The 21,773-nt window shown below is 70.7% G+C and carries 18 protein-coding genes; 11 read left to right on the forward strand and 7 right to left on the reverse strand.

The features are described 5' to 3' along the window. Positions 1 to 42: 42 nt before the first annotated feature. Positions 43 to 1,194: a tyrosine-type recombinase/integrase gene (locus C9J87_RS03445; RefSeq protein ID WP_107704772.1), complete on the reverse strand. Its 1,152-nt coding sequence runs from the start codon at positions 1,192 to 1,194 to the stop codon at positions 43 to 45. 334 nt (positions 1,195 to 1,528) lie between these two features. Between C9J87_RS03445 and C9J87_RS03450 the strand changes: the two genes are divergently transcribed. Beyond that, on the forward strand, positions 1,529 to 2,020 hold the full coding sequence (locus C9J87_RS03450) for a SigE family RNA polymerase sigma factor (protein WP_107704773.1): 492 nt from the start codon (positions 1,529 to 1,531) through the stop codon (positions 2,018 to 2,020). Beyond that, the gene (locus C9J87_RS03455; RefSeq protein ID WP_107704774.1) at positions 2,020 to 2,928 is read left to right on the forward strand and encodes a hypothetical protein; all 909 of its coding nucleotides are present in this window, start codon (positions 2,020 to 2,022) and stop codon (positions 2,926 to 2,928) included. The genes C9J87_RS03450 and C9J87_RS03455 overlap by 1 nt, the downstream gene beginning before the upstream one ends. A 36-nt stretch (positions 2,929 to 2,964) precedes the next feature. Here the strand turns inward: C9J87_RS03455 and C9J87_RS03460 are convergent, their stop codons facing one another. Then, positions 2,965 to 4,056, reverse strand: a complete 1,092-nt coding sequence (locus tag C9J87_RS03460) for a potassium channel family protein (RefSeq protein ID WP_036490860.1) — start codon at positions 4,054 to 4,056, stop codon at positions 2,965 to 2,967. A gap of 12 nt (positions 4,057 to 4,068) precedes the next feature. After that, positions 4,069 to 5,037 carry a YihY/virulence factor BrkB family protein gene (locus tag C9J87_RS03465; RefSeq protein WP_036490858.1) on the reverse strand — a complete coding sequence of 323 codons (969 nt, stop codon included), beginning with the start codon at positions 5,035 to 5,037 and terminating at the stop codon, positions 4,069 to 4,071. A gap of 17 nt (positions 5,038 to 5,054) precedes the next feature. On the opposite strand from C9J87_RS03465, the gene C9J87_RS03470 reads away from it, so the two are divergent. Next, positions 5,055 to 6,686 carry an acyl-CoA dehydrogenase family protein gene (locus tag C9J87_RS03470; RefSeq protein WP_010833365.1) on the forward strand — a complete coding sequence of 544 codons (1,632 nt, stop codon included), beginning with the start codon at positions 5,055 to 5,057 and terminating at the stop codon, positions 6,684 to 6,686. Continuing rightward, positions 6,686 to 7,420 carry a class I SAM-dependent methyltransferase gene (locus tag C9J87_RS03475; protein WP_036490855.1) on the forward strand — a complete coding sequence of 245 codons (735 nt, stop codon included), beginning with the start codon at positions 6,686 to 6,688 and terminating at the stop codon, positions 7,418 to 7,420. The genes C9J87_RS03470 and C9J87_RS03475 overlap by 1 nt, the downstream gene beginning before the upstream one ends. A 48-nt stretch (positions 7,421 to 7,468) precedes the next feature. On the opposite strand, the gene C9J87_RS03480 is transcribed toward C9J87_RS03475, so the two are convergent. Next, entirely contained in the window at positions 7,469 to 8,848 is a 1,380-nt protein-coding gene (locus C9J87_RS03480; protein WP_010833363.1) for a cation:dicarboxylate symporter family transporter, read from the reverse strand. A 115-nt stretch (positions 8,849 to 8,963) separates the two neighbouring features. Here C9J87_RS03480 and C9J87_RS03485 point away from each other — a divergent pair, with 115 nt between their 5' ends. Continuing rightward, the gene (locus tag C9J87_RS03485; RefSeq protein ID WP_010833362.1) at positions 8,964 to 10,541 is read left to right on the forward strand and encodes a sensor histidine kinase; all 1,578 of its coding nucleotides are present in this window, start codon (positions 8,964 to 8,966) and stop codon (positions 10,539 to 10,541) included. Then, positions 10,538 to 11,224 (forward strand): response regulator, encoded by a 687-nt coding sequence (locus tag C9J87_RS03490; RefSeq protein WP_010833361.1) that lies wholly within the window; start codon positions 10,538 to 10,540, stop codon positions 11,222 to 11,224. Before C9J87_RS03485 ends, C9J87_RS03490 begins: the two co-directional genes overlap by 4 nt. A 2-nt stretch (positions 11,225 to 11,226) precedes the next feature. Here the strand turns inward: C9J87_RS03490 and pgm are convergent, their stop codons facing one another. Next, the gene (gene pgm, locus C9J87_RS03495; protein WP_010833360.1) at positions 11,227 to 12,870 is read right to left on the reverse strand and encodes a phosphoglucomutase (alpha-D-glucose-1,6-bisphosphate-dependent); all 1,644 of its coding nucleotides are present in this window, start codon (positions 12,868 to 12,870) and stop codon (positions 11,227 to 11,229) included. A 136-nt stretch (positions 12,871 to 13,006) separates the two neighbouring features. Between pgm and C9J87_RS03500 the strand changes: the two genes are divergently transcribed. Together C9J87_RS03500 and C9J87_RS03505 are read left to right on the forward strand one after the other, a co-directional pair. Beyond that, positions 13,007 to 13,357: a YciI family protein gene (locus tag C9J87_RS03500; RefSeq protein ID WP_010833359.1), complete on the forward strand. Its 351-nt coding sequence runs from the start codon at positions 13,007 to 13,009 to the stop codon at positions 13,355 to 13,357. Positions 13,358 to 13,366: 9 nt separating this feature from the next. Next, positions 13,367 to 14,602 carry an RNA polymerase sigma factor gene (locus C9J87_RS03505; RefSeq protein ID WP_010833358.1) on the forward strand — a complete coding sequence of 412 codons (1,236 nt, stop codon included), beginning with the start codon at positions 13,367 to 13,369 and terminating at the stop codon, positions 14,600 to 14,602. On the opposite strand, the gene glgC is transcribed toward C9J87_RS03505, so the two are convergent. Further along, on the reverse strand, positions 14,603 to 15,853 hold the full coding sequence (gene glgC, locus C9J87_RS03510; protein WP_010833357.1) for a glucose-1-phosphate adenylyltransferase: 1,251 nt from the start codon (positions 15,851 to 15,853) through the stop codon (positions 14,603 to 14,605). 62 nt (positions 15,854 to 15,915) lie between these two features. Between glgC and glgA the strand changes: the two genes are divergently transcribed. Together glgA and C9J87_RS03520 are read left to right on the forward strand one after the other, a co-directional pair. Next, positions 15,916 to 17,103, forward strand: coding sequence for a glycogen synthase (glgA, locus tag C9J87_RS03515; RefSeq protein WP_010833356.1), 1,188 nt, complete (start codon positions 15,916 to 15,918; stop codon positions 17,101 to 17,103). A 146-nt stretch (positions 17,104 to 17,249) separates the two neighbouring features. Continuing rightward, positions 17,250 to 18,137, forward strand: coding sequence for a DUF559 domain-containing protein (locus tag C9J87_RS03520; protein WP_157953109.1), 888 nt, complete (start codon positions 17,250 to 17,252; stop codon positions 18,135 to 18,137). Positions 18,138 to 18,193: 56 nt separating this feature from the next. Here the strand turns inward: C9J87_RS03520 and C9J87_RS03525 are convergent, their stop codons facing one another. After that, positions 18,194 to 19,642: a glycine hydroxymethyltransferase gene (locus tag C9J87_RS03525; protein ID WP_107704776.1), complete on the reverse strand. Its 1,449-nt coding sequence runs from the start codon at positions 19,640 to 19,642 to the stop codon at positions 18,194 to 18,196. A gap of 355 nt (positions 19,643 to 19,997) precedes the next feature. Here C9J87_RS03525 and C9J87_RS03530 point away from each other — a divergent pair, with 355 nt between their 5' ends. Further along, positions 19,998 to 21,716 carry a nitrite/sulfite reductase gene (locus C9J87_RS03530; RefSeq protein WP_107704777.1) on the forward strand — a complete coding sequence of 573 codons (1,719 nt, stop codon included), beginning with the start codon at positions 19,998 to 20,000 and terminating at the stop codon, positions 21,714 to 21,716. Positions 21,717 to 21,773 lie beyond the last annotated feature (57 nt).

Raw genomic sequence — 21,773 nt, forward strand, 5'->3', positions numbered from 1 at the left:
GCGTATCAAATAGATACGTTTCAGCACACATGCTTGAACCATTCATTCCGCCACCAAGGCCGACAAGCGCCGGGCGATTTCGGTGTCGCGGTCGGCGGCGGCGTGCTGATAGCGCATGGCCGCACCCGGAGTAAAGTGACCCAACCGCCCCATGAGCTCGGCAAGAGTCGCGCCAGTCTGGGCGGCGAGCACAGCTCCGGTGTGGCGCAGGTCGTGCCAGCGCAGATCCTCGCGTCCGGCCGCCTTCCGAGCCGGGTAGTAGACCTTGTAGAGCGTCGACGGCGCCATGTGCGCGTCGTGGTCGGCGGCAGCCGAGAACAGCAACGCGTCTTTGCCGGCTCCCGTGTAGTCCTTGAGGTGAGCACTCACGAGCGGCAGCAGGTGCGGCGGGATCGCCACGTCTCGAATGCCGGCGTCGGTCTTCGGCAGGCCGACGATCATCTGGCCGTCGGCACGGACGACCGCGCGGCGGATCTTGACCTGCTTGGTCCGCAGATCGATGTCGCAGCGTCGGAGCTCGGCAAGCTCACCGAAACGCATGGCGCACCAGGCTGCAAGCAGCGCCATCAACTGGTACCGCGGCGGGAGCTCACCAACGATCTTCTCGAGCTCCTGCAAGGACGCCGGCCTCACCTTGTGAACGCGTTTGGCATTGCCCGCTCCCCTGATGTGCGCCGGGTTGTACGGGATGAATGCACGCGGCCTCTCGGTCGCAGCACTCGTGAAGATCGTCCGCAGCAGGCTGTACGCCTGAGCCCGGATCGTCTCGCGACCCGGGGCCAGAGCGTCGTACCACTTGTTCACGTCGTCGGCCGAGATCCGATCGATGCGCTCGTCCCCGAAGGTCGGGTAGATGAACTTGTCGAGAAGCATCCGGTACTGCTGCCGCGTGGTCGGACGGAGCTCGCGTCCGCGGGTCTTCCTGGTCTCCAACCACAGGTCGCCGTACGCGCGCAGCGTCGGTGCCGCCCGGCGAGCAGCACCCCGGGCGGCAGCGTCCGGCGCCCAGACCTCCATCTCGATCTCCGCACGCCTGGCGGACAGCCACGCGATGGCGTCATCCCTTGCGCCGAAGGTCACCGGACCGCGGTAGAGCCGACCATCCGGGCCGGTGTAGCCGGCGCGATAGCGACCGGACGCCAACTTCTCGATCCGCCCGAAGCCACGCCTCGTGCGCCCCTGTTCCTTGACCAACTTTTTCGCCCCCAGTATCGCCTTTCGTGGAACAAGCGAGGAATAGTGGCGTCAAAACGTGTCCAAGATTGTCCGGTCGTGTCCAGACGCAATATGGCCTCTGACCTGCGAGTTTACGTCAGATCGGCCCGAACTTGGAACACTCCAGATGACCCGCTTCTCAAAGGTTCAAACCCAGTATCGCCCACCACACGGATCGAGCCCCTGACCACTGGTCAGGGGCTCTTTCGTTGTCGTCCGCCGATCGGATGTCGCGCCCGAGCGCAGGCAACCCGAGCGCCCGCCCGCGGCGTAAGACTGGTGACACGCCATCCGACGACGAGGAGCACACCCGATGCGGCGAGAGCAACGCGAGGCGGACTTCACGGAGTTCTACCTTGCTCGGCGAGAGGCGCTGCGCCGGACGGCCTACGTCATCGTCCGCGACTGGCACACGGCTGAGGATCTCACCCAGCAGGCGATGATCAAGCTGTATGCCGCGTGGCCCCGCGTGCGTGACGACACCGCTGATGCCTACGCCCGCAAGGTCGTGGTCAACGAGTGCCTGAGCCATCTTCGCCGGCGCCGCGACGTCCCGGTCGAACGCTTGCCCGACCGGGCCACACACTCCCACGAAGCGTCCGTCCTCGACGTCAGCGCAGCTCTCGACCTGCTCGCACCACGGCAGCGGGCGATCGTCGCCCTGCGCTTCCTCGACGACCTCTCGGTGCTCGACGTCGCGCACGCCCTCTCCGTGTCCGAGGGCACCGTCAAGAGCCAGTCGTCGAAGGCGCTGGCCACCCTCCGCACCCACCTGCCCCAGCTCGTCCTGACCGAGGAGATCTGATGACCGAGCACGACCTCGCCACCCTGATCCGCGACCACGTGGCCGACGGACCGCCGTACGCCCACGGGTCCGCCGAGATCCTGGCCGGGGGGCGTCGCAAGGTACGCCGCACCCGCGTGGCAGTGGCCTGCACCGGGATCGCCGTGCTGGCCGTCGGTGCGGCGCTGGGCCTGCCCCCGCTGCTGGGCGACCAGGCCGGGCCCGAGCGTTTCATCGACCCGGCCATCGCCGCCTCGATCGAGGCCTACGACGTCACCACGATGCCGCGCACCATGGATGACCACGCGCGGTCGATCCTGGTCGGGTCCGTGCCCGACCTCGGGCCGGCGGACTTCGTGGCCTTCGACGACCAGAGGCAGGAGCTGCCGGAGCACTACTGGGAGATGGCGAGCGGTCTGGTCACGCGCTACGGCGTCGACTCCCCCCACCGGATCACCGTCACCGTCAATCACTCGCGCGGCTCGGCCGAGGGTGATCCGGAGCGCTACTGCGCCGAGGGCCTCGAGGCCGGCTATGACCTGGAGTGCGCCGTCGAGCGCACCGAGTCCGGCGAGGTCGTCATCACCAAGCTCATGGCGATGCGGCCGATGCGCGGCGCGTCAGGCCTGCAGGCGTGGACCGACGACTTCATGGCGGTCACGGCCGACGAGCTCGACACGGTCCGACCCGACCGGCTGTGGTTCTCCCAGGAGGTGAAGGTGGTCAAGTCCGAGACGTTCGTGACCTACGTCAGCGAGGTCGTGCAGGCACCGGACCTGGCGACGGCGCGCGAGCGCCTCGTCGTGCCCGCCGACGACCTGGCCACGATCGGCCTCGACCCTGCCCTGGTGATGCCGTCGCCGCCGCCGGGCGAGAACGGCTGCCCGCAGTGGACGATGCCGACCATGGAGGTGGGCTGCACCGGATAGGCGAGCTCGTAGGTTCGCCCGGGTAACGCCGCGCGATCAGCCCTCGGCCGTGTCTTCCCCGTGCGTGCCGGGGCGCGGCGCCCACGGCAGCTCCTTGGCCGGGCGTACGACGATGAGCCGGTCGCCGCGGGCCAGCAGCGTGACGACGGGGTCGAAGTAGCGGTAGACCTTCTCGTCCCGCACGACGGCGATGACCTGGTCGGGCAACGACTGCGGGGGCTTGCCGACCTCGCCCACGAGCAGGTCGCGCTCGGCGACCTCGAGGCCCTCGCCGTAGGTCAGGAGGTCCTCCATCACGGACCCGAGCATCGGCGACATGGAGGAGAGGCCGAGGAGGCGGCCGACGGCGTCGGAGGAGGTGATGACGGAGTCGGCGCCCGACTGGCGCATGAGCGGGACGTTCTCCTGCTCGCGGACCGCGGCCACGATCCACGCGTCGGGGTTGAGCTGGCGCACGGTGAGGGTGGACAAGACGTTGGACGCGTCGCTGTCGGTCGTGATGATGACGTGGGTGGCGAGCTCGACGCGGGCGCTGCGGAGCACCTCGCGCCGGGTCGCGTCACCGGTGATGACGGCGAGGCCGTCGCGGTGCGCCTCCTCCTTGGCGACGATGCTCGGGTCGACCACGATGATCGCCTCACGGTCGTGGCCGTTGTTGACGAGCGTCTCGATCGCGCTGCGCCCCTTGGTGCCGTAGCCGACGACGACGACGTGCTCTCCCATGTTCTTCCTCCACCGGGCGACCCGGAACATCTCGCGGCCCTGGGAGGCAAGGACCTCCAGGGTGGTCCCGATCAGCAGCACCAGGAAGGCGATGCGGGCGGGGGTGATGATGAAAGCGTTGATCAGCCGAGCGCGCTCTGACACGGGCGCGATGTCGCCGTAGCCGGTCGTGCTGAGCGTGACGGTGGTGTAGTAGATCGAGTCGATCAGGTCGATCTTTCCGGTCGGGTCGTTGCCGTCGGTGTAGCCGTCGCGGTCGAGGTAGACCAGCAGCACGGTGCCGACGAGGATCCCCAGCGCAGTCAGGAGCCTTCGGCCGAGCTCCCACCACGGCGAGCGGACCGGGTCGGGCAACGCGATGCGGGCGCCGTGGGGGGCCGCCGTCGTCGCGGGTTGGTCATGCACGGCCGGAGTCTTTCACGCCGCGTCCCGGGACGTGATCGCCTGCCGCAGCCGCTGCACGATTTCCTGTCGCGCCTTGGTCGTGGTGCCCTGCGGGAAGACGGTGTCGAAGGCCGCGTTGACCGCTGCCCCGATCAGGACGGCGATGGCCAGGAGATAGAGCCACAGGAGTACGGCGATGGGCGCGGCCAGCGGCCCGTAGATCGACCTTGACTCCGCGGCAGTGACGGTGAGGACCCAGCGCAGGGCATAGGAGCCGGCGATCCACGCGATCAGCGAGAACGTCGCGCCGGGCAGGTTGAACGCCCAGTTCGTCCGCACGGGCACGGACACGTGGTAGAGCGTCGCGAGGAAGCAGATGCACAGCACGATCACGATCGGCCAGTAGAACGACATCACGAAGTCGAAGCGGGGTGGCAGCCAGTCCCGGATCAGCGACGGCCCGGCGACGACGAGCGGCAGCGAGATCATCCCCGTCAGCATCGCCAGGATGTAGAGGGCGAAGGAGAGCGCTCGCGTCTTGACGATCCCCCGGTGCCCGCCGAGTCCGTGCATGATCGTGATGGTGTCGACGAAGACGTTGAGCGCCCGCGAGCCCGACCAGAGCGCCAGCACGAAACCCACGGAGACCACGTCGAAGCGGCCACCCCGCAGCACGGAGTCCAGCGTCGGCGTGATGACGTCCTCGACGGCCTGCTCGGTCAGTCCTCGCGACGCCAGGTCGATGATCGCCCCCTGGACCTCGGCGATGTCGGCCGGGGAGAACTGCTCGGTGACGTAGCCCACCGCACCTGCGAGGGCGAAGATCAGCGGTGGCACGGAGAGGACGGCGAAGAAGGCTGCCTCGGCAGCCAGGCCGGTGACGCGGTAGCGCATGCAGGAGCCGACGGTCGCGACGACGAGCCGCCACACCTGGGCGCGGACGACGACCCACCTCGCCTGGAGGGAGCGCAGCACGGAATGCTGCGAACTCGCCTCGGCCATGGGCCTACGGTAGCCACATGGACGCGTCGATCAGGGCAACCGCCAACCAGACTCCCCCACTTGTTGGTCACAATGTCGTCACCTCCGACGTCGCGCTGACCGAGGCGATCACTCGCCACGGATCCGCGGAGCTGGTCGAGGACCTGACGCTGCTGGGGGTCGAGGCGGGCACCGCCGAGGCCCGTGAGCACGGGATGCTCGCCAACCGGCACCACCCCGAGCTGACGCCCTACGACCGTCACGGCAACCGCATCGACGAGGTCGCCTTCCACCCCTCCTGGCACTGGCTGATGGAGCGCGGCATCGGCCACGGCCTCGCCGCCGCTCCCTGGGAGTCCGACGCGCCCGACGCACACCTGCGCCGCGCCGCGGGCTTCTTCGCCTGGTCGCAGACCGAGCCCGGCCACGGCTGCCCGATCTCGATGACGTACGCCGCCGTGCCGGCGCTGCGAGCCGATGACGCGATCGCCAAGGAGTGGACGCCGCTGCTGGCGTCGCGCCGCTACGACCCGGGCGTGCGCGCCCGCACCGACAAGGTCGGCGCACTCGCGGGGATGGGGATGACCGAGAAGCAGGGCGGCTCGGACGTCCGCGCCAACGTGACGCAGGCCCGAACCACGTCGGAGGACGGCTTCTACACGCTGCACGGGCACAAGTGGTTCACCAGCGCTCCGATGAACGACCTGTTCCTCGTGCTCGCCCAGACCGAGGGCGGCGTGACCTGCTTCGTGGTCCCCCGCGTGCTGGCCGACGGCACGCGCAACCAGCTCGACGTGGTGCGGCTCAAGGACAAGCTCGGCAACCGGTCCAACGCGAGCTCGGAGCTCGAGTTCGACGGGACCGTCGCGCAGCGCCTCGGCGACGAGGGCCGCGGCGTACGCACCATCATCGAGATGGTGGCCGCGACCCGGCTCGACTGCGTCCTCGGCTCCGCGTCGCTGATGCGGCGCGCGCTGGCCGAGGCGTCGTGGCACGTGACCCACCGTTCCGCCTTCGGCGGCCGGCTCGTCGACAAGCCGCTCATGCAGAACGTCATCGCCGACCTCGCCGTCGAGTCCGAGGCCGCCACCGCGCTCGCGCTCCGGCTCGCCGCCGCGGTCGACCGACCCGGCGATGCCCACGAGGCGGCACTGCGGCGGATCGCGCTGCCGCTGGCGAAGTTCTGGGTCTGCAAGCGCACGCCCTTCATGGTCGCCGAGGCGCTCGAGTGCCTCGGGGGCAACGGCTACGTCGAGGAGTCGGGCCTGCCCCTGCTCTTCCGCGAGTCCCCGCTCAACTCCATCTGGGAGGGCTCGGGCAACGTCAACGCTCTCGACGTCCTGCGCGCGCTGAGCCGCGAGCCCGAGGTCCTGGAGGCCTGGCTCAACGAGGTCGGTGCCGCCCACGGGGCGGACCCCCGGCTCGACCGGGCCGTCGAGGACACCCTCGCCCTGCTCGGCGACACGGCCACCCTCGAGGTCGGGGCCCGGCGCCTCGCCGGCCAGATGGCCGCGTGCCTGCAGGGCTCGCTGCTCGTCCGGTTCGGCCCACCCGAGGTGGCCGACGCGTTCTGCGCCTCGCGGCTCGGGACGTCGTTCAACGGCACGTTCGGCACGCTGACCGGCGGCGACCTGCGCGCCATCGTCGAGCGCACCACGCCGGTGCTGTGATGGCCACCCGCGAGTGGGACGCCACGGCCTACGACGCGCTGCCGCTGCCGCACGTCGCGTGGGGCGCGCGGGTGCTGGACCGGATGCGGCTGGGCGGTGACGAGCGCGTGCTCGACGCCGGCTGCGGCACCGGCCGCGACGGTGCCGCGCTGCTGGAGCGCTGGCCCGACGTGCGCCTCGTCGGCATCGACGGCTCGGCCAAGATGATCGAGCAGGCCCGCCGCAAGCTCGGGGACGCGGTCGAGCTGCACGTCGCCGACCTGACGCAGCCCCTCCCCCTCGACGAGCCGGTCGACGCGGTGATGAGCGTGGCCGCCTTCCACTGGATCGAGGACCACGACCTGCTCTTCGCCAACCTCGCGGCCGTGATGCGCCCGGGGGCCCGGCTGACGTCCGACTGCGGCGGACAGGGCCAGCTCGCGATCATGACCGCCGCGCTCGTGGCGGTCACCGGCGACGGGAAGTTCGGCACGTCGTTCAAGGGCATCGACGAGACCCGTGCGTCGCTGACGCACGCGGGCTTCGACGTCGAGGACGTCCGGCTGCGCCCCGACCCGCTGCGCCTGGAGGACCCCGAGCTGATGGAGAACTACCTGGCGACGGTCAACCTCGGCTCCCACCTCGTCGACCTGCCGATCGCCGAGCAGCGCGACTTCGTACGCCGCGTGCGACTCGCGATGACGGAGCCCGTCATCGACTACGTGCGACTCGAGATCGACGCCGTACGCCGCTGACATGCCCATCGGCGCCCGGGAGGACCCGGGCGCCGACGTCTCGATGGCTCAGACCAGTGCTGGCTCGCGCTCCTCGCTCCGCGGCTCCGCAACCGGGTCGCCGTAAGCCTCGTCCTCGTCGAGCATCGTCGTCTCGTCGAACGGGTCACCACCGGCCAGCACGCGATCGAGCTGCTCGCGGTCGAGGCCGCCGGTCCAGGTGCCGATCAGCACGGTCGCGACGGCGTTGCCGGCGAAGTTGGTGACCGCGCGGCACTCCGACATGAAGCGGTCGATCCCCACGATCAGGCCGACGCCGTCGAGCAGGTCGGGCCGGTGCGAGCTGAGCCCGCCGGCGAGGGTGGCCATGCCGGCGCCCGTGACACCGGCCGCACCCTTCGAGGCGATCATCATGAAGGCCAGCAGCGAGAGCTGCTCGCCGATCGACAGCGGGTCACCCATGGCCGAGGCGATGAACAGCGACGCCATCGTCAGGTAGATCGCGGTGCCGTCGAGGTTGAAGGAGTAGCCCGTCGGGACGACGACGCCGACGGTGGACTTGTCGACCCCGGCGTGCTCCATCTTCGCGATCAGCCGTGGCAGGGCCGACTCCGACGACGAGGTCGAGACGATGAGCAGGAACTCCCGGGCGAGGTACTTCAGCAGCGCGAAGATGCTGATGCCCGTCGTCACCTTGAGGAGGACCCCGAGGACGACGAACACGAAGACCGCGCAGGTGGCGTAGAACCCGAGCATCAGCACGGCCAGGCTCTTGAGCGCGTCGATGCCGGTCTCGCCGACGACGCCGGCCATGGCACCGAACGCGCCCACCGGAGCGACCCACATGACCATGGTCAGCACCTTGAAGACCAGCCGTTGGGCGTGGCCCACGCCGCGCAGGATCGGCTCACCGGAGCGGCCCATGGCCTGCAGGGCGAAGCCCACCAGCAGCGCCACGAGCAGGGTCTGCAGCACCTCGCCCGAGGTCAGGGCGGACAGCATCGAGTCGGGGATGATCCCGAGGAGGAGGTCGGTCGTGCTGGCGTGCGCGCCCGCTGCCTGCTCGGCGCCGGCGGACGCGGTCTCGTCCGTGAGGTGCAGGCCCGCACCGGGCTGCAGCACATTGCCGACGAGCAGGCCGATGGCCAGGGCGACGGTCGACATCGCGATGAAGTAGCCGAGTGCGAGGCCGCCGACCTTGCCGACCTTGGCGGCGCTGCGCACCGAGCCGACGCCGAGCACGATGGTGCAGAAGATGACCGGCTGGATCATCATCTTGATCAGCGCCACGAAGGCCTGGCCGATCGGCTTGAGCTCGACGGCGAACGCAGGTGCCACCAGGCCGACGGCGATGCCCAGCGCGACGGCGGCGATCACCGCGAGGTAGAGGTAGTGCGTCCTGTCCTTGCGTCGTACGGCGCCTGGGGCCGTGTCAGTCGTGGTGCTCATGATTCCTCCAGAAGCGGCCGGGGCGGGCGCCCAGTGCCATGGCCACCAGACTGGGCCCGGCTGTGATCCAGGTCACCGTTGTGTTCGTTGAGTTCACAGCAGGCACAATGCGCGCATGGGCAGGTCACGCGAGGGCTCGGTCGCCCGCCAGGTGCTGCTGCTCCAGGTGCTCGTGGTGCTGCTCGTCGTGGTCGTCGGCGTCGCACTGGCGGTCTATGACGCACGCCAGGACGCGCGGGACAGCGCGGTCGACCGGTCGGTCTCGGTGGCCCAGACCGTGGCCGACTCCCCCGCCGTCCACGACGCCCTCGACGATGCCGACCCGTCGGCGCCCCTGCAGCCCTTCGCCGAGAACGTGCGCACCGACACCGACGTCGACTTCGTCGTGGTGATGGCCCTCGACCGGACCCGCTACACGCACCCGGACCCCGAGCAGATCGGGAAGAAGTTCATCGGCGACCTCGGCGGCGCGCCAGCGGGGCGGGTCTTCACCCAGGAGTACGCCGGAACGCTCGGGCCCTCGATGCGCTCGGTCGTGCCGGTCACGGTCGACGGCACCGTGGTTGCCCTCGTCTCGGTCGGCATCACGATCGAGACGATCGACAAGGCGCTGCCCGCGGCGCTCCTGCGTGTCGCGATCGCCGCCCTGGCCGTGCTCGCCGGCGGCCTGCTGGGCGCCTGGCTGATCAGCCGTCGGCTGCGCCGCCAGACCCACGGTCTCGGGGAGCAGGAGCTCGGCCGGATGTACGAGTACCACCGCGCCGTGCTCCACGCCGTCCGCGAGGGCCTGCTGCTCCTCGACGACCAGGACCGCGTGCAGCTCGTGAACGACGAGGCGCGCCGGCTGCTCGACCTGCCTGCCGACGTCATCGGCCGCGACGTGGGCGACCTCGGGCTTCCCCCGGCGCTCGTGCAGGCGGCCGTCGGCGAGACCGCGGAGGCCGACGACGTCTACGTCGCCGGGGACCACGTGCTGGTCGTGAGCTCCGCGCCCGCGCTCTGGAAGGGCCGCGAGGTCGGCGCCGTCGTCACCCTGCGCGACCGCACGGAGCTGCAGGCCGTCACCGGCGAGCTCGACGTGGTGCGCGGTCTCACCGACGCCCTGCGCGCGGCCAACCACGAGTCCGCGAACCGTCTCCACACGGTGGTGTCGCTGATCGAGATGGGCCGGTCGCAGGAGGCGGTGGAGTTCGCCACCGAGGAGCTCCAGGTCGCCCAGCTGCTGACCGACCGGGTCGTCGCCGCGGTGGAGGACCCGGTCCTGGCCGCCCTGCTGCTCGGCAAGACCGCCCAGGCATCCGAGCGTGGCATCACCCTCACCATCGACGGCCAGGTCAGCACCTCGCGCCTGCGCATCGAGCCCCGTGACGTCGTGACCCTGGCCGGCAACCTCGTCGACAACGCGCTCGACGCCGCCTCCGGCACCGAGGGTCCGCGCGTCCAGGTCACCGTCACCTGGGACGAGACCCACCTCTGCCTCCGCGTGGGCGACAACGGACCCGGGATCCCCGAGGACGACCACGAGCACGTCCTCGAGCACGGCTGGTCGACGAAGGCGGGCGACGGCGTGGGTCGCGGCGTCGGGCTGGCGCTGGTCAGCCAGGCGGCCCGCCGCAACGGTGGAACCGTCCGCATCGGCCGCTCGCCCCTCGGCGGCGCCGAGGTCGAGGTCACCGTGGGAGAGCCCGCATGAGCGTCCGGGTGCTCGTCGTCGAGGACGAGGCGATCGCCGCGGAGGCCCACAGCGCCTACGTCGGCCGGATCGACGGCTTCGAGGTCGCGGGAGTGGCGCGCTCGGCCGCCGCGGCGATGCGGCTCCTCACCGCGGACCCGACCATCGACCTGGTCCTGCTCGACATGCACCTCCCGGACGGGCACGGCCTCGGCCTGCTGCAGCGGATGCGCGCCGCCGGTCACCTGTGCGACGTGATCGCCGTGACGTCCGCGCGCGATGCCGACGTCGTCCGGCACGCAGTCGCGCAGGGGGTGGTGCTCTACCTGCTCAAGCCGTTCTCGTTCGCGACGTTCCGCGCCAAGCTCGAGCAGTACGCCGACTACCGCACCGGCCTCGCCGGTGCCGCCGACGACGTGGTGCAGGACGAGGTGGACCGGCTCCTCGGCGCCCTGCGTCCGTCCGCCGCGACCGCGCCGCTGCCCAAGGGCATGAGTGCGGAGTCGCTGCGCCAGGTGACCGCGGTCCTGCGCGACTCCCCGGTCGCCCTGTCGGCCACCGAGGTCGCGGCCGCCGTCGGGTCCTCGCGGGTGACCGCTCGCCGCTACCTCGAGCACCTCGCCGACTCCGACCTCGTGACCCGGACGCCGCGGTACGGCGGGTCGGGCCGCCCCGAGGTGGAGTACCGCTGGCGGACGCGCTGATGTCAGGCCAGGGCCGCGGACACGACCTCGCGCGCCTCGGCCTGCACCTGGGCGAGGTGGTCGGGTCCCCGGAAGGACTCGGCGTAGATCTTGTAGACGTCCTCGGTGCCGCTGGGCCGGGCGGCGAACCACGCCGACTCGGTGGTGACCTTGAGGCCACCGATCTTCGCGCCGTTGCCCGGGGCCTCGGTCAGGCGCCCGGTGATCTCCTCCCCCGCCAGGGAGGTCGCGGTGACGTCGTCGGGTGACAGCGCCGCCAGCTTGGCCTTCTGCGCCCGGTCGGCGGGAGCGTCCACGCGGGCGTAGGCGGGCTCGCCGTGCTCGGCGACGAGGGAGGCGTAGTGCTGGCTGGGGGTCGAGCCCGTGGTCGCGAGGATCTCGCTGGCCAGCAGCGCCAGGACCAGCCCGTCCTTGTCCGTCGTCCAGGTCGAGCCGTCCGTCCGCAGGAAGGAGGCCCCGGCCGACTCCTCGCCGCCGAAGCCGAAGGACCCGTCCATCAGCCCCGGCACGAACCACTTGAAGCCGACCGGCACCTCCACCATCGGCTTGCCGAGCGAGGCCGCGACCCGGTCGATCATCGAGCTCGACACCAGCGTCTTGCCGATCCGCGCCGTCGCGGGCCAGTCGGGGCGGGCGCCGCCGAAGAGGTGTCCGATCGCGACCGCGAGGAAGTGGTTGGGGTTCATCAGGCCACCGTCGGGCGTGACGATCCCGTGCCGGTCGGCGTCGGCGTCGTTGCCGGTGGCGATGTCGTAGTCGTCCTTGCGGCCGATCAACGACGCCATCGCGGACGGGCTGGAGCAGTCCATCCGGATCTTCTCGTCCCAGTCGAGGGTCATGAAGCGCCAGGTCGGGTCGACCAGCGGGTTGACCACGGTCAGGTCGAGGCCGTGGCGCTCGGCGATCTCGCCCCAGTAGGCGACGCTCGCCCCGCCCAGCGGGTCGGCGCCGATCCGCACCCCGGCCGCCCTGATGGCGGCGAGGTCGACGACGGACGGGAGGTCGTCGACGTACGAACCGAGGAAGTCGTAGGCGCCGGCGGCCGCGCGGGCACGGGTGAAGGGGATGCGGCGCACGCCGTCGAGCCCGGCGGAGATCAGCTCGTTGGCGCGCGCGGCGATCACGCTGGTGGCGTCGGTGTCGGCCGGGCCGCCGTGCGGCGGGTTGTACTTGAAGCCGCCATCGGCGGGCGGGTTGTGCGACGGCGTGACGACGATGCCGTCGGCGAGGCCGGGGCCGGTCGTGCGGCCGCCGTTGGCTCGGATGATCGCGTGCGAGACCGCCGGGGTGGGCGTGTAGCCGTCGCGGTCGTCGACGAGCACCGTGACGTCGTTGGCGACCAGCACCTCGAGCGCCGTTGTCCACGCCGGCTCCGAGAGCGCGTGGGTGTCACGACCCATGAAGAGCGGGCCGTCGTAGCCCTGGTCGCGCCGGTAGTCGCAGATCGCCTGCGTGGTGGCGGCGATGTGGGTGTCGTTGAACGACGTCTTGAGGCTCGAGCCGCGGTGCCCGCTGGTGCCGAAGGCGACCTGCTGGTCGACGTCCTCGGGGTCGGGCTGCTGCGTGTAGTAGGCCGTCACGAGGTGGGCGACGTCGACGAGGTCGGACGGTTGGGCGAGTGTTCCTGCGCGGGAGTCCGGAGCCATGGCGCCATCCTGTCGTCGCGGGGGTGCGCACGTCGAGAAGGACTCGCGACCGCCTGTCGATTTCCCCCCACGCCATCCGTCACAGTGTCGAGGTCGCAAACCGCGACCCCGGACGACAGCCACGAGGAGTTCTTCGATGAGCCGCTACCTGATCCTGCTGCCCGCCCCTGAGGCGGAGTGGGCGGCCCTGCCCGCCTCCGAGCACGAGAAGGGGATGCGCTCGCACGGCCAGTTCCAGCAGGACCTGCGCCAGGGCGGTCACCAGGTCGTCGCCGTCGGACCGCTGGAGCCGTCGGTCCTGGCCACGTCGATGCGACCCGGCGACGACGGCGGAGCGGTGGTGACCGAAGGCCCGTTCAGCGAGACCACCGAGCAGGTCGTCGGCTTCTACCTCCTCGACAGCGAGGACGAGGACGACCTGCGCGCCGCGTGCGAACGCTTCGCTGCCCGGGGCGAGCACATCGAGTTCCGTCGCATGGCTGTCTAGAGGAACCGGATGAGCGATCCGGCCGACGCCCTGGCGTCCACCGTGCGCGAGGAGTGGGGCCGGCTGACGGCCCTGCTCCTCGCGCGCTACCGCCGCCTCGACCTGGTCGAGGACGCCCTGGGCGACGCCGTCGAGGCAGCCGCTCGCACCTGGCCGACGGACGGCGTGCCCGACCGGCCGGCGGCGTGGCTGCACACCGCGGCCAGCCGCCGCGTCATCGACCGCCTGCGCACCGAGGCCGCGGCGCACCGTGCCGAACCGCTGCTCGTCATCGAGGGCTCCCGCCTCGCAGGAGACCGGGTGATGGCCGATCCCGGCACGCTCGTCGAGGACGACCTGCTGCGCCTCGTGCTGATGTGCACCCACCCCGCGCTGGCGCCCGAGGCGGCGAGCGCCCTGGCCCTCCGGCTCGTCCTGGGCGTGCCGACACCCGACATCGCCCGGTTGTTCCTCGTGCCCGAGCCGACGATGGCCGCGCGGATCACCCGGGCCAAGAAGAAGATCGTCGGCGCGGGGATCCCGTTCGCCGTCCCCGACGCGAGCGTGCTGCCCGACCGGCTCGACTCCGTCGCCCAGACGGCCTACCTCGCGTTCACGGCCGGCTACTCCCCCGGCACCGGCGCCGACCTGCTGCGGGCCGAGCTCGCGGGACAGGCGATCGGCCTGGTGCGGGTCGTGCTCGCGCTGCGACCCGACGAGCCGGTGCTGGTGGCGCTGCTCGCGCTGATGCTCTGCCAGCACTCACGCCGCCACGCCCGGGTCCACGACGGGCGGCTCGTGCTGCTGGCCGACCAGGACCGCACCCGGTGGCAGCACGACGACATCGCCGAGGCCCGACGACTGCTCGACTCCGACACGCTCCTCGCTCCGATGACGGTGCAGGCAGCGGCGTACACCCTGCAGGCGAGGATCGCGTCCGAGCACGCGCTGGCCGCGTCGGCGCAGGACACCCGGTGGGAGCGGATCGTCGGGTGGTACGACGTCCTGCTGGACATCGCGCCGACACCGGGCGCGCGCCTGGCCCGGTCCGTGGCGGTGGCCGAGGCACGTGGCCCGGCCGCCGGCCTGGCGGCGCTGGAGGGCATCGACATCCCGACGTCGCACCGGGTCGCCGCCGTACGAGCCGAGCTCCTGAGCCGCGCCGGTGACGTCGACGCGGCACGGGCGGCCTACGACCAGGCGATCGCCGCCTGCCGCAACGAGGTAGAGCGGGCACACCTGGAGTCGCAGCGCGACGCGCTCTGATCAGCTCGCAGGCACGTCCTGCTGCTTGGCCAGGACGGTGAGCCCGTCCTCGATCGCGAAACCGCGCGCGCGGTCGGCCTCGGGGTCGACGCCGATCTGTACCCCGGCCGGGACGACGACGCCCTTGTCGAGGATGCAGTTGCGCACGACGGCGCCCTCGCCGATGCGGACCCCGTCCATCAGCACGGAGTCGGAGACCTCGGCACCCTCCTGCACATAGACCCCCGGTGAGAGCACCGACTGGCTCACCGACGCCCCGCTCACCACGACGCCCGGCGACAGGATCGAGTTGAACGTCGTGACCGCGCCACCGGCGTGGCCCTCGACGAGCTTGGCCGGCGGGTGGGGACCGTGGCTGGTGAAGATCGGCCAGTCCTTGTTGTAGAGGTTGAAGACCGGCAGCGGCGACACGAGGTCCATGTGGGCGTCGTAGTAGGAGCGCATCGTCCCGACGTCGCGCCAGTAGCCGCGGTCGCGGTCGGTCGAGCCGGGCACGTCGTTGTCCTTGTAGTCGTAGACGGCCGACTCGGTGCGGTCGACGAACCACGGCACGATGTCGCCGCCCATGTCGTGCTTGGAGCGCTCGAGCTCGGCGTCGCGCGTGACCGCATCGACCAGCGCATCGGCGTCGAAGACGTAGTTGCCCATGGAGGCGAGCACCTGGTCGGGAGCGTCGGGCAGGCCCACCGGGTCGGTCGGCTTCTCCAGGAAGGCGCGGATCCGCTCCGGGCTCGCCGGGTCGACGTCGATCACGCCGAACTGGTCGGCCAGCGAGATCGGCTGGCGGATCGCGGCGACGGTGCAGCCGGCGCCGGACTCGATGTGCGCCTCCACCATCTGCGCGAAGTCCATCCGGTAGACGTGGTCGGCGCCCACGACGACCACGATGTCGGGCTGCTCGTCGACGAGGAGGTTCTGCGACTGGAAGATCGCGTCGGCGCTGCCGAGGTACCACCGCTTGCCGACGCGCTGCTGGGCCGGCACCGGGGTGACGTAGTTGCCGAGCAGCGTCGACATCCGCCAGGTCGTGGTGACGTGCCGGTCGAGGCTGTGCGACTTGTACTGCGTCAGCACGACGACCTTGAGGTAGCCCGAGTTGACGACGTTGGACAGTGCGAAGTCGATGAGGCGGTAGATCCCGCCGAACGGCACTGCCGGCTTGGCCCGGTCCGCAGTGAGCGGCATCAGCCGCTTGCCCTCACCGCCGGCCAGGACGATGGCGAGGATCTTCTTGCGACCGTGGGCGCTCATGTCCCGAAACTAGTGGCGCAGGCTCCGGGCGACCACCCTTGCGCACGAGTAGGTTCACGACCATGCGCGTCGACGTCCTCAGCAAGGAATACCCGCCCGAGGTCTACGGAGGCGCCGGCGTGCACGTCGCCGAGCTCGTCCGGGCCCTGCGCGCACGGTCCGGCGTCGACGCCCGCGTGCGGTGCTTCGGGGCGCCTCGCTCCGAGCAGGGCACGACGGCGTACGGCGAACCCGACTCGCTCTCCGGCGCCAACCCGGCGCTGCGGACCCTCGGCGTGGACCTCGCGATGGTCGACGACTGCGCCGGGGCGGACCTGGTGCACTCGCACACGTGGTACGCCAACATGGCCGGCCACCTCGCGGGCCTGATGCACGACGTCCCGCACGTGCTCTCCGCGCACTCCCTGGAGCCGATGCGGCCCTGGAAGGCCGAGCAGCTGGGCGGCGGCTATGCCCTCTCGAGCTGGGTGGAGAAGACCGCCTACGAAGGCGCCGCCGGGGTCGTCGCGGTCAGCGCAGCCATGCGCGACGACGTGCTGCGCAGCTATCCGGCCGTCGATCCGGCGAAGGTGAGCGTGATCCACAACGGCATCGACACCTCGCAGTGGTCGCCCACGCCCAACCCCGACCGGGTGCGATCGCTCGGGCTGGATCCCGACCGTCGCAGCGTCATCTTCGTCGGCCGGATCACCCGGCAGAAGGGGCTGCCGCTGTTCCTGCGGGCGGTGGAGTCGCTGCCGCCCGACGTGCAGCTGATCCTGTGTGCCGGCGCCCCCGACACCCCGGAGATCGCCGCCGAGGTGCGTGGGCTCGTCGAGGGGCTCGCGGCCACCCGCGACGGTGTCGTCTGGATCGAGGAGATGCTCCCCCGCCCCGACGTCGTCGCGCTGCTGACCGCTGCGACCGTCTTCGCCTGCCCGTCGATCTACGAGCCGCTCGGCATCGTCAACCTCGAGGCGATGGCCTGCGAGACGGCGGTCGTCGCCACCGCGACCGGTGGCATCCCCGAGGTCGTGGTCGACGGGTCGACCGGGTGGCTGGTCCCCATCGAGCAGGCGAGCGACGGCACCGGCACCCCGCTCGACCCCGAGCAGTACGTCGCGGACCTGGGCGCCGCCCTCGTCGACGCCGTCTCCGACCCCGACCGGGCCCGCGCGTTCGGCGTCGCCGGCCGCCAGCGCGCGATCGAGTCGTTCAGCTGGGACGCCATCGCGGAGCGGACCCTGGCGCTCTACCGCTCGTTGCTCTGAGCCGCCGCGTAGACGCGCGGACATTGCGCGCCCGCGTCGGCTCCACCGAGCGTGACCCGCGGCTGGCGTCGGGACCAATGTCCGCGCGTCTGCGGGCCTGTGGATGACGCCTGCGCCGGACACGCGATTCGAGCATGCTCAGCCACATGGACGTCGTCTCCGTGATCGAGCGCTCGGGAGGTCTCTCCTCCCGGGCCCCTCTCATCGCGGCGACCGCACGGCTCGATGTCGACCGGGCGGTCCGCGACGGCAAGATCTTCCGCGCCGGCCACGGTCGCTACGCACTGCCGAGCGTGGGTGAGGCAGCCCGGATCGCGCACGGCGCGAACGGTGTGCTCAGCCTGACCAGCGCCGCCCTCCACCACGGTTGGGAGGTCAAGCTGGCGCCCGACAAGCCACACGTCACCTTCCCGCGCCATCGCAACATCCCCGCGAAGTGGCGGGAGAAGGTGACCATCCACCGAGGCGACCTGATGATCGACGACATCACCGATGGCGCCACCAGCCGCGAGCTCACGCTGACGCAGTGCCTGCGCCTCCTGCCCGACGACGAGGCCCTGGTGATCGCGGACTCCGCGCTGCGTCACGGTGAGGTGGCCACCCTTCGACGAGCCGTCGCCTCTGTCCGCGGACGTGGGCAGGCGAAGGCCCAGCGCATCGGGGAGGGCGCGCGTGGCGAAGCGGCCAATGCCTTCGAGTCCGCGACCCGCGCCATCTGCAACACGGTGCCGGGGTTGCACGTCGAGCCGCAGGTGGTGATCTCCACCCCGACGTGCTGGGCCCGCCCGGACCTGGTCGACCAGGAGCGCAGGCTCGTCGTCGAGTGCGACTCGTTCGAGTGGCACGCAGTGCGAGAGGGCTTCCGCAAGGACGTACGGCGCTACACGCTGCTCGTCGCGGAGGGCTGGACGGTCCTCCGGTTCATCTGGGAGGACGTGATGTTCCGCCCCGAGTGGGTTCGAGACGTGCTCGTCCGCACCGTCGGCGCAGACGCGCGGACATTGGCCCGCACGGCGTGGCCCTTCGCCGCCTGACACCGCGCCAGCCCACGACCAATGTCCGCGCGTCTACGCGCGGACCGAGCGAGCGGTCAGCTGAGCTCGAGACCCGGGTAGAGCGGGTGCTTCTCGAGCAGCTCGTCGGCACCGGCCTGCACGCGGTCGGCGACCCCGTCGGCCAGGGCATAGGACGCCTTGCTGGGGTCGCCCGCCTTGGTGGTGCCGGGCTGGGTGTTGGTGAGCACCTCGACGATCAGCTCGGCGACCCGGTCGAACTCGTCGTGGCCGAAGCCGCGGGTCGTGAGCGCCGGGGTGCCGAGGCGGATGCCGGAGGTGTACCAGGCGCCGTTGGGATCGCTGGGCACCGAGTTGCGGTTGGTGACGACGCCGGCGTCGAGCAGCGCCGACTCGGCCTGCCGACCGGTGAGGCCGTACTTCGTGACGTCGAGCAGCACGATGTGGTTGTCGGTGCCACCGGTGACGAGCTTGGCGTCACGGGTCAAGAAGCCCTCGGCCAGCGACTTCGCGTTGTCGGCGATGTTCTGGGCGTAGGTCTGGAACTCGGGCTGGCGGGCCTCGGCGAGCGCCACGGCCTTGGCCGCCATCACGTGCGACAGCGGGCCACCGAGCACCATCGGGCAGCCGCGGTCGACATCGGCCGCGAACTCCTCCTGCGCCAGCACCATGCCGCCGCGCGGGCCGCGCAGGGACTTGTGGGTCGTGGTCGTGGTGACGTGGGCGAAGGGCACCGGGTTCTCGTCACCGGTGAAGACCTTGCCCGCGACCAGACCGGCGAAGTGGGCCATGTCGACCATCAGCACGGCGCCGACCTCGTCAGCGATCTCGCGCATCTTCGCGAAGTTCACGCGTCGCGGGTACGCCGAGTAGCCGGCCACCAGCACGAGCGGCTTGAACTCCTTGGCCTTGGCGCGCACCACGTCGTAGTCGAGCAGACCGGTCTCGGGGTCGGTGCCGTACTGCTGCTGGTGGAACATCTTGCCGCTGATGTTGGGGCGGAAGCCGTGGGTCAGGTGACCGCCCGAGTCGAGGGACATGCCGAGCAGCCGCTGGTTGCCGAACTCGTGGCGCAGCGACTCCCAGTCGGCCTCGGTCAGCTCGTTGACGTTCTTGGCGCCCAGTCGCTTGAGGGCGGGCGTCTCGATGCGGTTGGCCAGGATCGACCAGAAGGCGACGAGGTTGGCGTCGATGCCCGAGTGCGGCTGCACATAGGCGTACGGCGCCCCGAACAGCTCACGGGCGTGCTCGGCGGCCAGCGACTCGACGGTGTCGACGTTCTGGCAGGCGGCGTAGAAGCGGTGCCCGACGGTGCCCTCGGCGTACTTGTCGCTGAACCAGGTGCCCATGGTCAGCAGCACGGCCGGGGACGCGTAGTTCTCCGAGGCGATCAGCTTGAGCGAGCCTCGCTGGTCGGCCAGCTCCTGTCGGGTGGCGGCCGCGATTCGCGGCTCGACCGACTCGATGACCTTGAGGGCCTGCTCGTAGGCACCGGAAGTGAGCTGGGAGATGGAGGCATCCGTCATGTCCTCAGCCTAGAGGCCCGGACGGGCAGGATGGACATCGAGCCCGCACCGCAGGCGGTGTGACGTGCGCCGCACACGGACAGCAAAACCCGCATGAACTCAACATGTCCATCTCACTATGTGGCGCCGCATCTCTCATCATGAGATTTCGTCTTGTCGGGAGAGTGTCCGAGCGTTGAGACTCCTTGACATGACTCTTGCTGTGACCTCCAAGTTCCTCGTGGTTCGACGCCACGTGGACTTCGGTCGTACTCGCAGCTCGATGTGTTGGCATCGCTGATTCGCCGCCCAGTCACCCGCACGTCACCGCGCTCACCGTCGCGCGCGGCCCTCAGCGAACAGGATCACCCCCCTCATGCCTGACCTCCGCTTCAAGCCAGAGCCTGCCCAGCACACCGAGATCCCGCGCCCCAAGCGCGCCGAGGGTCAGTGGGCGCTGGGCTACACCGAGCCGCTGAACAAGAACGAGCAGTCCAAGAAGGACGACGACCCGCTCAACGTTCGCAACCGGATCCTCTACACCTATTCCAAGCGCGGCTTCGACTCCATCGATCCGGCCGACCTGCGTGGTCGCTTCCGCTGGATGGGGCTCTACACCCAGCGTGCGCCCGGCTTCGACGGTGGCAAGACCGCGCAGCTGGAGGAGGAGGAGCTCGACGACCGCTTCTTCATGATGCGCGTGCGCACCGACGGGCAGATCCTCGACGCCGACGCCCTGCGCGCCCTCGGTGAGGCCTCGACGGCCTACGCCCGCAACACCGCGGACATCACCGACCGCAACAACATCCAGTACCACTGGATCGACATCGTCGACGTGCCCGCGATCTGGGAGCGCCTGGAGGCAGCCGGCCTCACCACGCTCGAGGCCTGCGGCGACGGGCCCCGCCCCTTCCTGGGCTCGCCGGTGGCCGGGATCGCCAAGGACGAGATCATCGACGGCTCCGAGGCGCTCGCCGAGATCAAGCGGCGCGCACTGGACAACCCGGCGTTCTCCAACCTGCCGCGCAAGTTCAAGACCGCGCTCACCGGGCACCCCAGCCACGACGTCGCGCCCGAGATCAACGACGTGTCGTTCGTCGCGACCGTCCACCCCGAGCACGGCCCCGGTTTCGACCTGTGGGCCGGCGGTGGCCTCTCGACCAACCCGATGCTCGCGCACAAGCTCGGCGTCTGGATCCCGCTGGACGAGGTCGCCGACGCATGGGAGGGCGTGGCCGGCATCTTCCGCGATTACGGCTACCGCCGCCTGCGCTCGAAGGCCCGCCTGAAGTTCCTGCTGGCCGACTGGGGCGTCGAGAAGTTCCGCGAGGTGCTCGAGAACGAGTACCTCCACCGCAAGCTGATCGACTGCGCCTCGCCGGCCGCGCCCGTGCATCAGGGCGACCACGTCGGGATCCACGAGCAGAAGGACGGCAAGTTCTTCATCGGCGCGACGCCGGTCGTGGGCCGCATCGACGGCACCACGCTCACCGCTCTCGGCGACCTGGTCGAGCAGTACGGCGCCCGCGGCGCCCGCCTCACGGCGTACCAGAAGCTCGTCGTGATCGGCGTCGACGGTGCTGACACCGAGGCCTTCGCCGAGGGGCTGGAGAAGATCGGCCTGACCGCTCGTCCGAGCAACTGGCGCCGCCGCACGATGGCGTGCACCGGCATCGAGTTCTGCAAGCTGGCCATCGTGGACACCAAGGAGCGTTCGCGCGCCCTGGTCACGGAGCTGGAGAAGCGGTTCCCCGAGCTGGACACGCCGATCTCGGTCAACGTCAACGGCTGCCCCAACGCCTGCGCCCGCACCCAGGTCGCCGACATCGGCCTCAAGGGCATGCTGGTGCTCGACCAGGACGGCAACCAGGTCGAGGGCTTCCAGGTGCACCTCGGTGGCGCCCTCGGACTCAGCTCCACCTTCGGCCGCAAGCTGCGTGCCCACAAGATCACCAGCGCCGGCCTCGACGACTACATCACCAACGTCGTGCAGGCCTACCTCGCCGATCGCACCCCGGACGAGCTGTTCGCCGACTGGGTCGCGCGCGCCGACGAAGTGCACCTGCGCGGCGAGTCCGTCGTGGAAGTCGTCTGACATGAGCGAGCGAGCGGCTGCCCAGCACTGCCCCTACTGCGGGGAGACGACGTTGTG

This window comes from Nocardioides allogilvus (assembly GCF_003047285.1).
Lineage (GTDB): Bacteria > Actinomycetota > Actinomycetes > Propionibacteriales > Nocardioidaceae > Nocardioides > Nocardioides allogilvus.

What these genes read in the sequence shown, in the direction of transcription:
- C9J87_RS03470 (WP_010833365.1), top strand. Translation starts at nt 5,055, where the DNA reads ATGGACGCGTCGATCAGGGCAACCGCCAACCAGACTCCCCCACTTGTT.
- pgm (WP_010833360.1), bottom strand. Translation starts at nt 12,870, where the DNA reads ATGGCTCCGGACTCCCGCGCAGGAACACTCGCCCAACCGTCCGACCTC.
- C9J87_RS03480 (WP_010833363.1), bottom strand. Translation starts at nt 8,848, where the DNA reads ATGAGCACCACGACTGACACGGCCCCAGGCGCCGTACGACGCAAGGAC.
- C9J87_RS03450 (WP_107704773.1), top strand. Translation starts at nt 1,529, where the DNA reads ATGCGGCGAGAGCAACGCGAGGCGGACTTCACGGAGTTCTACCTTGCT.
- C9J87_RS03490 (WP_010833361.1), top strand. Translation starts at nt 10,538, where the DNA reads ATGAGCGTCCGGGTGCTCGTCGTCGAGGACGAGGCGATCGCCGCGGAG.
- C9J87_RS03525 (WP_107704776.1), bottom strand. Translation starts at nt 19,642, where the DNA reads ATGACGGATGCCTCCATCTCCCAGCTCACTTCCGGTGCCTACGAGCAG.
- C9J87_RS03455 (WP_107704774.1), top strand. Translation starts at nt 2,020, where the DNA reads ATGACCGAGCACGACCTCGCCACCCTGATCCGCGACCACGTGGCCGAC.
- C9J87_RS03505 (WP_010833358.1), top strand. Translation starts at nt 13,367, where the DNA reads ATGAGCGATCCGGCCGACGCCCTGGCGTCCACCGTGCGCGAGGAGTGG.
- C9J87_RS03475 (WP_036490855.1), top strand. Translation starts at nt 6,686, where the DNA reads ATGGCCACCCGCGAGTGGGACGCCACGGCCTACGACGCGCTGCCGCTG.
- glgA (WP_010833356.1), top strand. Translation starts at nt 15,916, where the DNA reads ATGCGCGTCGACGTCCTCAGCAAGGAATACCCGCCCGAGGTCTACGGA.
- C9J87_RS03485 (WP_010833362.1), top strand. Translation starts at nt 8,964, where the DNA reads ATGGGCAGGTCACGCGAGGGCTCGGTCGCCCGCCAGGTGCTGCTGCTC.
- glgC (WP_010833357.1), bottom strand. Translation starts at nt 15,853, where the DNA reads ATGAGCGCCCACGGTCGCAAGAAGATCCTCGCCATCGTCCTGGCCGGC.
- C9J87_RS03520 (WP_157953109.1), top strand. Translation starts at nt 17,250, where the DNA reads ATGGACGTCGTCTCCGTGATCGAGCGCTCGGGAGGTCTCTCCTCCCGG.
- C9J87_RS03530 (WP_107704777.1), top strand. Translation starts at nt 19,998, where the DNA reads ATGCCTGACCTCCGCTTCAAGCCAGAGCCTGCCCAGCACACCGAGATC.
- C9J87_RS03465 (WP_036490858.1), bottom strand. Translation starts at nt 5,037, where the DNA reads ATGGCCGAGGCGAGTTCGCAGCATTCCGTGCTGCGCTCCCTCCAGGCG.
- C9J87_RS03500 (WP_010833359.1), top strand. Translation starts at nt 13,007, where the DNA reads ATGAGCCGCTACCTGATCCTGCTGCCCGCCCCTGAGGCGGAGTGGGCG.